A 12,688-nucleotide genomic window follows, 5' to 3' on the forward strand; every position below is an offset into this window, starting at 1 on the left:
ATATGCTAGGAACAGACATTCAACATAGCATTAACGGCGGATATTAGCGTCTTCGTTCAGCGGATAAAGCCCTTTGAGGGCTAGAATTGTGTCACAATTACATCTATCCGCGAACAAAGAGCCCGGATCAGGCCGCTGGCGGCGCTGCCTCCATCGCTTCGCGCGATGTGATGACCTTGTCCACAAGCCCCCAGGCCTGCGCTTCGTCTGCGGCCATGAAGTGGTCACGGTCGAGCGTCTGTTCAACCTCCTCGTAGGTCCGGCCGCAGTGCTTCACGTAAACGTCATTCAGCCGGCGCTTCATCTTGATGATGTCGCGTGCATGGCGCTCGATGTCGGAAGCCTGTCCCTGGAAGCCGCCCGAGGGCTGGTGAACCATGATGCGGGCGCTCGGCAGGGCGAAGCGCATGTCCTTATGGCCGGCGGCCAGAAGCAGCGAGCCCATGGAGGCGGCCTGACCGATGCACAGCGTCGAAACGGCCGGCTTGATGAACTGCATCGTGTCGTAGATCGCCATGCCGGCGGTGACAACGCCGCCCGGCGAATTGATATAGAGGGCGATTTCCTTCTTCGGGTTTTCCGCTTCCAGGAACAGGAGCTGGGCGCAGACGAGCGTCGACATGTGATCTTCCACCGGTCCAGTCAGGAAGATGATGCGCTCTTTCAGAAGGCGGGAATAGATGTCGTAGGAACGTTCGCCGCGATTGGTCTGCTCGACGACCATCGGCACCAGGGCCATTGCGGTATCAACGGGGTTTTTCATGTCTAGCCTTGTCAATGAGGCGCGCGACCGGTTCACGCGCCGGGAATCATGAATCTGTCTCCTCCTCTACATAAAGGTCCTCACACCCCCACTTCAAGACGCCACCCGCGCATAACGTTAATCGCCCTTGACCAGCACCGTCCGCATTGGAGGCGGACTCACAATTGCGATTCGATCGGCAGCACGCCGATGACCGCGGCGATCGCCCAGCGCCAGAAACCCGCCTCCGGCTCCCGGCGCAGCCTACGTGCACGGTGCGCCTGCTCGTCGCTCCAGATCAGCTTGCGCCCCTCCAAAGCCAGGCGAAAGCTGTTGACCGGCGCCGTCTCCGCCGTGAAGATCGCATCGATGTCGGCGATCAGATCCGGGCAGGTGATCAACACGCCCATTTCGGTGTTGAGCGAGGCCGAGCGCGGATCGAAGTTCATCGAGCCGACAAAGCCTGTGCGTCCATCAAGCGTGAAAGCCTTGGTGTGCAGGCTGGCATGGCGCGAGCCGAACAGAGACAGCCGCGCCTTCTCATTGGGCTCCCGCTCGGCCTTGAGCTCATAAAGACGCACGCCGGCTTTCAACAGCCGGCGCCGGTAATTGGCATAGGCGCCATGGACGGCCGCGACATCGGTGGCCGCGAGCGAATTGGTCAGGACCGATACCTGCGCGCCGGCCTGCGTCAGCGCCGAGAGTTCCTTCACCCCGTTCACCCCCGGAATGAAATAGGGTGAGATGATCCGCAGATGCGTGCGCGTCTGACGAATCACCGGCATCAACACGTCCATGAGCCAGTTTTGCCGCCGCGCCATATGGGCTTTTTCCGGAGGGTCGGCTACCATCCGCACCTCGCTGGTCCAGCGCAGCGGCCCGGTGCCATGGAACAGGCCGGCCTCCTGCGCGAGCCGGTCGACATGATCGAGATAATGACGCGCGGCCTTTTTTCGCACGATCCGCGCGAGCTTGCGGCGCAGGCGGGGAAGATAGTGGCGGCGCGGCGTGCGCAGCGCGCCGATGGGCAGCACCACCGGGCTGTTCCAATAGGCGTCGAAAACGTCGGACGCGTCCTCGGCCATGCTGCCCAGCATCCACATGTCGAGATCACGAAAATTCGCCTGTTCGGCCGCGTCGAAATAGGCATCGCCAATATTGCGTCCACCGGCAATGGTCACGCGCCCATCGGCGATCCAGGCCTTGTTGTGCATGCGCCGGGTGGCGCTCAAGGGGCGCGCCATCATCTCCAGCCCGCGCCTGAGCCGATCGGTGCGTGCCCGGCTGGGATTGAACAGCCGGACCTCGATGTTCTCATGTGCGTCCAGAGACAGGCAGAAGGCATCGTGCAGGCCGGCATTGATGTCATCCAGCAGAAGCCGCACCTTGACGCCGCGATCGGCAGCGGCCAGCACTTCCGCCGCCAGCAGCCGGCCTGTCAGGTCCTTTTTCCAGTAGTAATATTGCAGATCGAGGCTACGGCCAGCGCGACGGGCCGAGAGCGCACGGGCGGCAAAGGCATCGACATTGTCGATCAGCAGAGCCACGCCGTTTTCGCCCTCATGCGCATCGAGAAGCGGCGCGGCGAGCCGGTCGATCTCGGTCTGGTCCTCAAGCGGCGGCAGCGCGCGCGCCGGCTGCCCTTGGGGCCGGCGGCCGAAGCGACCCCAGGCATAGATCGCCGAAAGGCCGACCAGACCGACCACAAGACCGGTGAGGATCATCAGGATCGTCAGCATGGTGTCGAACCCAGCATCGTCACGGCATCGCCATCCATGTCAGGGCGCAGGCGAGGATGATGCGCCCTGCCCTGGCGAAGCATCGCCCGCGCCTCCCTCATGCGCCTGCCCCTCTCGCACCGGCGCGAGGCCGAGCGACTGCAACGCTGCGCCGAGATCGATACGAGCCTTCAGCGGGAGGTGGTCCGAGGCAATCCGCGCCAGCGGCGACTGGTGCGCCTCGACATGGGTGACGAGCGTGTGCGGACTGCCCATGACCCGGTCAAGCGCCAGGAGGGGAAAGCGCGACGGGAAGCTCGGCACGGCCGATATCGAATGATCGAAAACGGGATCGAGAAGGCTCAGCGCCGAACGGCGGCCGATTCGCCATTCGTTGAGGTCGCCGATCAAGAGGGTCGGCCGCGCATCGCCGCTTCTCAGTGCATCGACGATCGCGCGTGCCTGCTGGCCCCGCGAATGCCGAAGGAGACCGAAATGCGCGGCGATGATGCGCAAGGGGCCGATCTTCAGGTCGAGATCGACCATCAGCGCGCCGCGCGGCTCGACGCCCGGCAGCTTCAGCTGCTCCACGCGCCCGACCACGCCTTCGCGCAGCAGCAGGACATTGCCGTGCCAGCCATGGCCCTTGGGCGAAAAGGCAGCAATCGGCACGGACACGAGATGGCAATCGCGCCGCAGCCGCTCCAGATCGAGCAGGCCAGCGCGCTCGCCAAAGCGTTGGTCGGCTTCCTGCAGGGCGACAATATCGGCGCCGAGCTCGCAGATCACGTCGATGATGCGGCCCGGATCGAAACGCTTGTCCACGCCGACGGCTTTGTGAATGTTGTAGGATGCGATCATGAGATCGCCACGCGCTTCGACCGCATCACGCCCGGCCAGCGGGACACGCCGGGCGCGAATGGCCTGCACAAGACCCTGCCGCAAGGTTTTCGGCATGGCAGGCTGATGCCCGCCCGTCGGCTGATGGCGCGAATTCCGGCGGTCGGAGGGGATGGGCGGCTCGGACGGCATGGGGATGGCTCTGTGACTTTCCATGGACGCTACGAAGAGATAGACCATCGAGGCGGGCTGGCAAGACGGCAGACGCCGAGTGGCAGATCCGCGCCGCCAGATACCCGCCTGTTCGCTTGCAAGAGAATGCCGGATGCCCCACGATTTCGTCCCGCCTTTCCGCCTGAAGGCCGATAGCCCCACGCTGTCGCTCGACATTCACGATCCCCGCTTTTATGCCGATCCCTGGTCGACCTATGCGGCGCTGCACGCAAGCGCGCCGCGCTTCTTCTGGGAGGAGGAAGGCAAGTGGTTCTTCGCGGCCTATTCCGATGTCAATGCGCTGCTGCGCGACCGCCGCTTCGGCCGGCAAATCCTGCATGTGGCAAGCCGCGAGGAACTGGGCCTGCCCGAACCGCAGCCGCATCTGGCCGATTTCGACCGGATCGAATCCTTCTCCCTGCTGGAGCTGGAGCCGCCCGCGCATACAAGGCTTCGAACGCTCGTCAACCGCGCCTTCGTTTCGCGCCAGATCGACAAGCTCTCGCCGCGCATTGCGGCGCTGTGTCATCAGCTGATCGACGGCTTTGCCGGCAAGGGCGAGGTCGAGCTGCTGAAGGCCTATGCCGAAATCATTCCAGTGACGATCATCGCGGAGATGCTGGGCGTGCCACAGGAGGCGGCACCGGATCTCTTGGACTGGTCGCATCGCATGGTGCGCATGTATATGGCCCGGCCGACGCGCGAGACCGAAGACGACGCCAATCAAGCATCCGCCGATTTCGCCGCCTATCTCGCCGGCATCATCGACTGGAAGCGCCAGAACCCGGCCGATGACCTCCTGACCCAGATGATCACCGCAGACCGCGACGGCCAGCGCCTCAGCGAGGAGGAGCTGATCTCGACGGCCGCTCTTCTGCTGAATGCCGGCCACGAGGCGACTGTGCATCAGATCGGCAATGCGGTGGCGCTGATCCTGTCGCAGGACGCCGATCCGGCCGCGCTGTTTGCCGACGACCGCACCACGACACTCACCGTCGAGGAATGTCTTCGGCGCGCAGCCCCCTTGCATCTTTTCCAACGCATTGCCTTGGAAGACGTCGTGCTGGAGGACGGGATCGCGATCAAGCGGGGCGAGCGCATCGGCCTTCTGCTCGGCGCGGCCAATGTCGATCCCCAGCGCTTCACCGACCCGATGGCCTTCCGCCCCGACCGAGATGAAGGCGCGAACCTGTCCTTCGGCGCCGGCATCCATTTCTGCATCGGCGCGCCGCTTGCCAGGCTGGAGCTGAAAATCGCTTTGCCGATCCTCTTTCAGCGCCTGCCCGGCCTGCGTCTGAAGGCGGCGCCCGAGGTCAAGGACAGCTTCCATTTCCATGGACTGGAGCGCGTCGAATTGGTGTGGTAATTTTATTTTCTTTGAAATTACTGGTTTGACTCTGACGAAACTTATGAACGAGCAAATTTTACAAGCGCTGCCATGACAAATGTATTCGAATCTAATTTATATCTCATCTATATCTTATTGCGACAGGTTATATTCAAAATAAATTGGGCTAATACAGGACGATGGTCTCATGGCAAGGAAAATCCCCACTTCTCCAGCCTTCAAGATATTCGCGCTCCAGATGATCCAAGACTACGAAATGCTTGGATCGATGGATGATGTCATTCGTTTTGGTCTTCGCGGCGTTGCCTCGCGAAGTAAGGAGTTCATACCTGAGTTGACTGATTATCTCAGAACGATACTGGAGCCGTCGGTCAGCGATGCTGAACTGGCCCATCTCTGGAACTCATCCAACGAAGCTTTTTTAGTAACCGATCGCGGTGCACGTTGGTTTTTTCGACGTATACTTGGGATTCTTGAGGAGGATGCACCAAACGGGGTGCTTAAACAGAAACTTGCCAACCCCCAGCCGGTGCATCGTCGCCACGCCAAGGCTAAGCCCTGATCACATAATCCTTCCGCGTGGTCTCGATCACCTCCCAGACGCCCTTGAAGCCGGGGCGCAGGATCATGCTGGCGCCGGCCTTCAGCTCGAAGGAGGTGCCGTCGTCCGAGGTCACCCGGGAATGGCCCGAGAGGATGTGGAAATATTCCCACTCCTCATAGACGATCCGCCAGGCGCCGGGGGTCGCTTCCCAGATGCCGGCATAAAGGCCACCTTCGGCCTCCTCCAGGTTCCAGGTGCGAAACTGCGGATTGCCTGAGACGATGCGATCCGCCGCTGGCGCGCCGGTCTCGGGCGCGACAGTGTCGGGATCGAAGGTGAAACCGAGCAAGCCGATGGTCATGGTCTCGTCCTCACGCCTTTTCCAGGGCCTGATTGAGATCAGCGATGATGTCGGCAAGATCCTCGATACCGATGGACAGGCGCACGACATCCGGACCGGCACCGGCCGCCACCTGCTGCTCCGGCGTCAACTGGCGATGGGTTGTGGAAGCCGGATGGATGACCAGAGAGCGGGTATCGCCGATATTGGCAAGGTGCGAAACCATCTCCAGCCCCTCGACGAAGCGTTTGCCGGCCTCATAGCCGTCCCGCAGGCCAAAGGTGAAGACCGCGCCGGCGCCATGGGGCGCATAGCGCTGCTGCAGGGCGTGGTTGGGGTCGTCCTCCAGACCTGCATAGCGCACCCAGCCGACCTTGGGATGCTGCTTGAGCCAGCGGGCGACGCCGAGGGCATTGTCGCAGTGACGCTGCATGCGCAAGGGCAGCGTCTCGATGCCGGTCAGCAGCATGAAAGCGTTGAAAGGCGAAATGGCCGGGCCGAAATCGCGCAGGCCGAGAACACGCGCGGCAATGGCGAAGCCGACATTGCCAAAGGCCTCGGCCAGCACCATGCCGCCATACTCGGCACGCGGCTCGCTCAGCGCCGGGTAATTGCCCGAGGCCGCCCAGTCGAACGTACCGCCATCGACCAGGATGCCGCCCATGGAATTGCCGTGCCCGCCCATGAATTTGGTCAGCGAATGGACGACGATATCGGCGCCGTGCTCGAGCGGGCGCACGAGATAAGGGGTCGCCATGGTGTTGTCGACAATAAGCGGCAGGCCGTGGCGATGGGCGATGTCGGCAATCGCCGCGATGTCCACGAAGGTGCCGCCGGGATTGGCCAGGCTTTCGATGAAGATCGCCCGTGTGCGTCCGTCGATCTCGGCCTCAAAGCTCTCGGGCGCATCGGTGTCGGCCCAGCGGACCTGCCAGTCAAACGACTTGAAGGCGTGGGCGAACTGGTTGATCGAACCGCCATAAAGCCTTCTTGCCGCAACGAAATTATCGCCGGACCGCAGCAGCGTGTGGAAGGCGAGCAGCTGCGCCGCATGGCCTGACGCCACCGCCAGCGCTGCCGTACCGCCCTCCAGCGCGGCCACCCGTTCTTCCAACACGGCTTGGGTCGGATTGGTGATCCGCGTGTAGATATTGCCGGCGGCTTGCAGACCGAACAGCGCGGCAGCCTGGTCCGTATCTTCGAAAACGAAGCTCGTGGTCTGGTAGATCGGCGTTGCCCGCGCACCCGTCGTCGGGTCCGGCTGCGCACCGGCATGGACAGCCAGCGTGTTGAACCCCGGGTTCGTGGCCATGATGTCTTCTCCTCTTTCGTTCTCAGGACGACATCATGGACCTTTGTGCGCCTGCCGGTCAAAGCGGGTTAGCCCGCTCATCCACAGACAGGCAAGGGAAAGGCGGCCAGCGGCGCGCTCAGAGCCCGAGCCGGGGGATCTCGATTGCCGGGCAGCGATTCATCACCACCTCGATCCCGCCGGCCTCGGCTTTAGCGGCCGCCTCGTCGTCGCGCACGGAAAGCTGACCCCAGATCACCTTCGGCCGCGGCTCCAGCGCCAGCGCCTCGTCCACCACGCCGCCGAGCTGATCGGCCGCGCGGAAGACATCGACCATGTCCACGGGCTCGGCAATGTCAGCGAGCGTCGCAACCACGGTCTGACCAAGGATGGTCTTGCCTGCCTGGCCCGGATTGACCGGGATGACCCGATAGCCGCGCGACAGGAGAAAGGCCATGACGCCATGGCTCGGCCGTGCTGCATTGGGCGAGGCGCCGACCAAAGCAATCACCTTGGTGTCCTTCAGGATCCGCGCCAGTGTCTCGTCGCTATAGTGATCGTGGTTCATTGCTCCCTCCTCATCAACCCGGCAAAGCGGCCCAAGCCTTGCGCCACAACGCTGCGCGCAGGCCTGCCCAGCCACTTTAATCTGGGGTGGATGGCCGGCAAGATCCAGCCGCGGCGCCGCGGCATGTCCACTCCCGACATGCCGTCGCGAGATCTGGCCGTTCATGGAAATTTCACGCAAGCATGACCGTCCCGTCACGCAGCAGGCTTAGAGCGACCGGATGAAGGCCCGCACGGGCTTTCAAGACGCCGAACCAACCCCTTGTTTGCGCACACGATCTTCCGTTGCAACCAGTTTGTCCGGATAGGCGCGCGTGCTGAATGCCGGGTTTGCCAACCTCTCGGATCGTCTCCCATCAGTCGCACCATCCTAGTCAGGGTCACCCGATGAAATCCCTCCTTTTATCCGCCAGCCTTTTTGCATTGGCCATCGCCTCTGCTGCCCATGCCGAGGAAAAGGCATTTCCCGCCAAGCTCGCCGCCCAGGTGGTCCTGCCTGCCAATACGATCATTCCGGCGCCGGCCGATGCGCCGGACTTTCTGAAGACCGCCGCCAAGTTCACGACGCCGGATCGCAAGCGCGCCCAGGGTTTGGGCACCGTGCCTGGCATGGACGGCATTCACCCGACAGGGCTTTCCATGCCCTTCGACGGCCAGGCCGTGCAGGGTCTTTCCGGCATCAAGACCATGGCGGACGGCACCTTCTGGACGCTGACCGACAATGGTTTCGGCACCAAGCTCAATTCCGTCGATGCCATGCTGATGCTGCATCACGTCAAGCTCGACTGGACCAACGACAAGTTCGAGCGGATGAACACCGTCTTCCTGTCCGACCCGAAGAAGATCGCCCCCTTCCCGATCGTCATGGAGGGTGCCGAGAAGCGCTATCTCACCGGCTCGGATTTCGACCTGGAATCCATCCAGCCGGTGGCCGACGGTTTCTGGCTGGGTGAAGAGTTCGGCCCCTATCTGCTCAAGGTCAATCTGAAGGGCGAACTGGAAGCCGTCTATCCGACCACCGTCGACGGCAAGCCGGTCATGTCGCCCGATAACCCGACGCTCACCCTGCCCTCAGACCCGACCAAGCCGCTGCCGGCCGGCTTCAACCTGCGCCGCTCCAACGGCTTCGAAGGCATGGCGATGTCGAGGGACGGCTCCAAGCTTTATGCGCTTCTGGAAGGGCCGATCTATCTCGGCGACGGCAAGTTCGAGCAGGTGGACGGCCAGAACGCGCTACGCATCGTCGAATTCGATACGAAGGCCAAGGCCTGGACTGGCCGCAGCTGGCTCTATCCGCTTTCGGCCGGCGGCACGAATATCGGCGACTTCAACCTGATCGACGCGACTACCGGCCTCGTGCTGGAGCGTGACGGCGGCGAAGGCACCGCCGACAAGGCCTGCGCTGACCCGGCCAAGCCGCAGGTCGATTGCTTCGAAAAGCCGGCCAAGCACAAGCGTGTCTACAAGATCGAACTGACCGATGAGAATGTCGGCAAGGCTGTGCGCAAGATCGGCTATATCGACCTGATGAACATTGCCGACCCTGACAAGAAGGCCAAGCAGGGCACGAAGGATGGCATCTACACCATGCCCTTCGTCACCATCGAGAATGTCGACGTGGTCGACGCCACGCATATCGTCGTCGGCAACGACAACAACCTGCCCTTCTCGATCGGCCGCTTCATCGACAAGCCCGATGACAACGAGATGGTGCTGCTCGATGTGGGCGATTTCCTGACCGCGAAGTAGGTCTCGACTTCCAAACGCAATGACGTGCCCGGCCACCTCGGTCGGGCACGTCGCATTTGGAAAGGCGGCGTGGATCGGGATCCTGTGCCGTTTTAGGGCCGAAGACCAAGCTCCGCCGTGGGCGCACGTAATTTTAAGGTGGCGAGAAGCAGAATGAGGGCGATGGCTGCTGCTAGGAGATCCGCCACGGGATAGGCCAGCCATAAGGCCTCGCGCCCCCATTGTGTCCGAAAGATCAAGATCAGGATCGGCAGGAGAACGAGCGGTTTGGCCGTGGTGAGCAATGCTGCGTGGACGGGCTGGCCAGTCGCCTGAAAATAGAAGCCGAAAACCAGCACCGGTCCGGACAGCAGATAAGCCGCCGACATCGGCTGAAGGAGCCTGCCGACCTCGGCAATCATGACGGGATCGCTGATGAAAGCAGCGCCGATCACGTCGCCCCGGGTCAGGAAGAGTAGCTCCATGCCGCAACCATAGAGGAAGGCAACCAAGATCGCGATTCTCAACCCCTGTTTCGAACGGTCATGCAGGCCGGCGCCGATATTGTTGCCGACAATGCTCTGCATGGCCATTGCCAAGGCGAGCGCCGGCAGAAAGGCGAAGCCGAAAAGGCGGGTGACGATCCCATAGGCCGCGAGCGTCATGCCGCCATCCGCGCGATCCCCGGTCTGCAGCGAAAGAACGACGATAGAGGCCGAAAGCATCATGCCGACAAAGCCGAGGCTGACCGGCAGGCCGAGCGCGATGATCCGTCCCCAACCCGCACGCCAGCTCTTTTCGTGCAGACTGGAAAGCCTCAACCTCGCCCGCAAGACGAGGCGACGCTCGACCAGGAGGACAAGTGCTGCCGATTGGGCGAGAACCGTCGCTAGTGCCGATCCCGCGACACCCAGGCCAAGCACCCCGACGAAGACGAAGTTCAAGGCGAGATTGACGACGGTCACCCCTACAGAGAGCGCAGCCATCATCCCCGCACGCCCCTCGCTTCGCCAGGCATCGACATGGAGGCCGACGAGGAACTGGACAGGCGTTCCCAAAACGGTAACGGCCAGGAAGGTCCAGACCATCTCCGCCAGCCCTTCGCCGCTGCCAGCGGCAAAGCGGGCGAAGTCCCATCCGCCTATCAGGAAAATCCAGATCAAGACTGCGGCGATAGTAAGCGCGAGCCCATGGGCTCCGGCGAAAGTCGCCATGGCGTCTGCCTCCGCGCCTGCGCCCAGCTGGCGGGCAAGGAGGCTTGCCATTCCCCCACCGACGAGGGACGCCAGAGCAATGGTCGCCATGACCACCGGAAAGGCAGTGCCGACAGCGGCCATTGCCTGCGTGCCGGCGAAGTGGCCGAGAAACATGGCATCGGCCACACTGAGCAGGCCGTTCATCATCATGATCGAAAGCATGGGAAAGGCCGTGGCCAGAAAGAGCCGCGGCACGGAACCGGTTAGATACCGGTTATCAGGTGATTGTCTTATCGACATCACTCACTCCTGCGAACAGGCATTTCGACAGGGAGATGGGGAGCCTGCATTGCCCACCAGCGAAATGCGCAAGGGTGAGACGGTTCAATGTCGCTGGCTTCACCGTGGACATATGTCCGCAGGCGGCGGGCGCTCAGAGCCCTAGGTCCGATCAATCACGACCGGGACGACCTGTCAAGCTGGACACGGCGTTGCGTCTTTTTCAGAGGCGGCCTGAGTGAGAGAACTGCGAGCTTACGCGTTCCGTGCAACCGGCGCCGGCCTTGCGACATATGCCGACGCTAGCAACACTGGGGTGGCAGGCAAACCGCTTGGAACGGCTGCCTGCCTATGTGCCTATTCGAAACGGAAGGCCATCTTCTTGCCGGCCAGCTTGGAGAGCTGCTGCAGGCGTCCGTCCAGACGCTCGCCGGAGAACGCGTTGTAGGCCGCTGGGACCACGAAATCGACGGCGCCGTCCTCGTCTTTCGACGCTTCCAGCCGCAGATTGCGCACCACGCCCGGCATCGAGGCCGAGAAGAGATAGAGAACGCGGAGCAGGCCACCTAGCACGCGGGCGCGGTGCATCAGCCTGGGCGTGGCGATGGTGGCAAGCGGCCCGGTGGCGTCATCGTCGCGAACGCCTTCGAAGCGATAGTAATTGGCAAGCGCGATATAGGCGCGGCCGGCATGACTGATGCCGGAGAAGGTCGAGTGCGCGATGATGTTCAGCGCCTGCAGCCCGCGATAATCCGGATGCGCGCGCCAGCTGATATCGGCGAGCAGGCAGGCGGCGCGGCGGTAGCGGCTCTCCTCCTCCGTCTCGTCGATGTCGAGATGGGCGATGGCCGTTCCGGTCCAGTCCGCCAGTTCGCGGGCATGCTCCGGCGAGCGGGCGCGCAGGATCGCCAGCTCATTGGCCGCCGCAAGCAGCGGATCCTCCTGCTGCATGGAATCCGACAGCAGCGAATAGAGATAGCCTTCGCGCACGCCGAGCGCCGAAAAGGAGATCTGCGAAGGCTTGGCCGCGAGGATCGCCTCCTGCAGGGTCACCGCACCGAAGGGAATGAGCATGCGGCGGCTTTTGGAGATCGCGGCGTATGCAGGCTCCTTGGAGTCCTTGGATTCGGCCACTTCCGAAAGGAAGCTCATCGCCTCCGCATAGGGGATTTCATAGCCCTGCATCATATGCAGCGGATAGCCGCGCAGTTCCATATGCAGCTTGGCAATGGCACGCCAGGTGCCGCCGACGGCATAGAAAGTGCGACCCTCGCCGACCTTCAGCACCTCGGCATCCTTGAAATGACGCTTGGCATAGTTGCGCGCCTTGGAGACGGAGCCCCCGGCATGTTCCGACAGGCGAATGCCGCCGAGCGGCAGCGTAATGCCCTTGCCGATCGCACGTCCCCGCACATCCACCAGCTCCAGCGAGCCACCGCCGAGATCGCCGACGATGCCATCGGGATCGTGATAGCCGCTGATGACGCCCAGCGCCGAATAATAAGCCTCCTCCTCGCCGGAGAGGACGCGTACGGGATGATGCAGAATGGCTTCGGCCCGGCGGATGAAGTCCGGTCCGTTTGAGGCATCGCGCGCTGCAGCCGTGGCCAGCACGAAGGTGGTCTTCGCGCGTGCCTGCACCGACAGCGCCCGGAAGCGGTGCAGCGCGGCAATCGCCCGTTCGACACTGGCCTCGTCCATGCGGCCTGTGGCGTCGATTCCCTTGCCGAGACCGCACATCACCTTCTCGTTGAAGAGAATGGCCGGCGCGCGATTCAGCCCTTCATAGACAACCAGTCGAACGGAGTTGGATCCGATATCGACGACGGAAACAGGGGCGATTCCCGGAAGGCGCCCCTGAGCTTCTGATTCCACCATGCAG

At 62.7% G+C, this 12,688-nt stretch carries 11 protein-coding genes; 3 read left to right on the forward strand and 8 right to left on the reverse strand.

All coding sequences use genetic code 11. The features are described 5' to 3' along the window. Positions 1-127: 127 nt before the first annotated feature. From clpP to BMX61_RS03840, 3 genes are all read right to left on the reverse strand, one after another. Complete coding sequence (clpP, locus tag BMX61_RS03830) at positions 128-763, reverse strand: ATP-dependent Clp endopeptidase proteolytic subunit ClpP (protein WP_075628928.1); 636 nt, start codon at positions 761-763, stop codon at positions 128-130. 158 nt (positions 764-921) lie between these two features. Then, on the reverse strand, positions 922-2,481 hold the full coding sequence (locus BMX61_RS03835) for a phospholipase D family protein (RefSeq protein ID WP_075628929.1): 1,560 nt from the start codon (positions 2,479-2,481) through the stop codon (positions 922-924). Between the two features lie 39 nt (positions 2,482-2,520). Next, on the reverse strand, positions 2,521-3,417 hold the full coding sequence (locus BMX61_RS03840; RefSeq protein WP_234794601.1) for an endonuclease/exonuclease/phosphatase family protein: 897 nt from the start codon (positions 3,415-3,417) through the stop codon (positions 2,521-2,523). A 208-nt stretch (positions 3,418-3,625) separates the two neighbouring features. Between BMX61_RS03840 and BMX61_RS03845 the strand changes: the two genes are divergently transcribed. After that, the gene (locus BMX61_RS03845) at positions 3,626-4,879 is read left to right on the forward strand and encodes a cytochrome P450 (RefSeq protein WP_075628930.1); all 1,254 of its coding nucleotides are present in this window, start codon (positions 3,626-3,628) and stop codon (positions 4,877-4,879) included. A gap of 169 nt (positions 4,880-5,048) precedes the next feature. Continuing rightward, positions 5,049-5,423, forward strand: coding sequence for a hypothetical protein (locus BMX61_RS03850; RefSeq protein ID WP_075628931.1), 375 nt, complete (start codon positions 5,049-5,051; stop codon positions 5,421-5,423). Here the strand turns inward: BMX61_RS03850 and BMX61_RS03855 are convergent. From BMX61_RS03855 to BMX61_RS03865, 3 genes are all read right to left on the reverse strand, one after another. Next, positions 5,413-5,766, reverse strand: coding sequence for a cupin domain-containing protein (locus BMX61_RS03855; RefSeq protein WP_075628932.1), 354 nt, complete (start codon positions 5,764-5,766; stop codon positions 5,413-5,415). The genes BMX61_RS03850 and BMX61_RS03855 overlap by 11 nt on opposite strands. 10 nt (positions 5,767-5,776) lie before the next feature. After that, positions 5,777-7,057 carry an O-acetylhomoserine aminocarboxypropyltransferase gene (locus BMX61_RS03860; RefSeq protein WP_075628933.1) on the reverse strand — a complete coding sequence of 427 codons (1,281 nt, stop codon included), beginning with the start codon at positions 7,055-7,057 and terminating at the stop codon, positions 5,777-5,779. Positions 7,058-7,175: 118 nt separating this feature from the next. Continuing rightward, complete coding sequence (locus tag BMX61_RS03865; protein ID WP_075628934.1) at positions 7,176-7,604, reverse strand: CoA-binding protein; 429 nt, start codon at positions 7,602-7,604, stop codon at positions 7,176-7,178. 386 nt (positions 7,605-7,990) lie between these two features. Between BMX61_RS03865 and BMX61_RS03870 the strand changes: the two genes are divergently transcribed. After that, positions 7,991-9,352: an esterase-like activity of phytase family protein gene (locus BMX61_RS03870; protein WP_075628935.1), complete on the forward strand. Its 1,362-nt coding sequence runs from the start codon at positions 7,991-7,993 to the stop codon at positions 9,350-9,352. Positions 9,353-9,444: 92 nt separating this feature from the next. Here BMX61_RS03870 and BMX61_RS03875 read toward each other — a convergent pair whose 3' ends face one another. Both BMX61_RS03875 and ppx read right to left on the reverse strand, forming a co-directional pair. Further along, positions 9,445-10,749 (reverse strand): MATE family efflux transporter, encoded by a 1,305-nt coding sequence (locus BMX61_RS03875; protein WP_234794592.1) that lies wholly within the window; start codon positions 10,747-10,749, stop codon positions 9,445-9,447. Positions 10,750-11,163: 414 nt separating this feature from the next. Further along, entirely contained in the window at positions 11,164-12,684 is a 1,521-nt protein-coding gene (ppx, locus tag BMX61_RS03880; protein WP_075628937.1) for an exopolyphosphatase, read from the reverse strand. Positions 12,685-12,688 lie beyond the last annotated feature (4 nt).

It is taken from the genome of Xaviernesmea oryzae (assembly GCF_900109605.1).
GTDB lineage: Bacteria > Pseudomonadota > Alphaproteobacteria > Rhizobiales > Rhizobiaceae > Xaviernesmea > Xaviernesmea oryzae.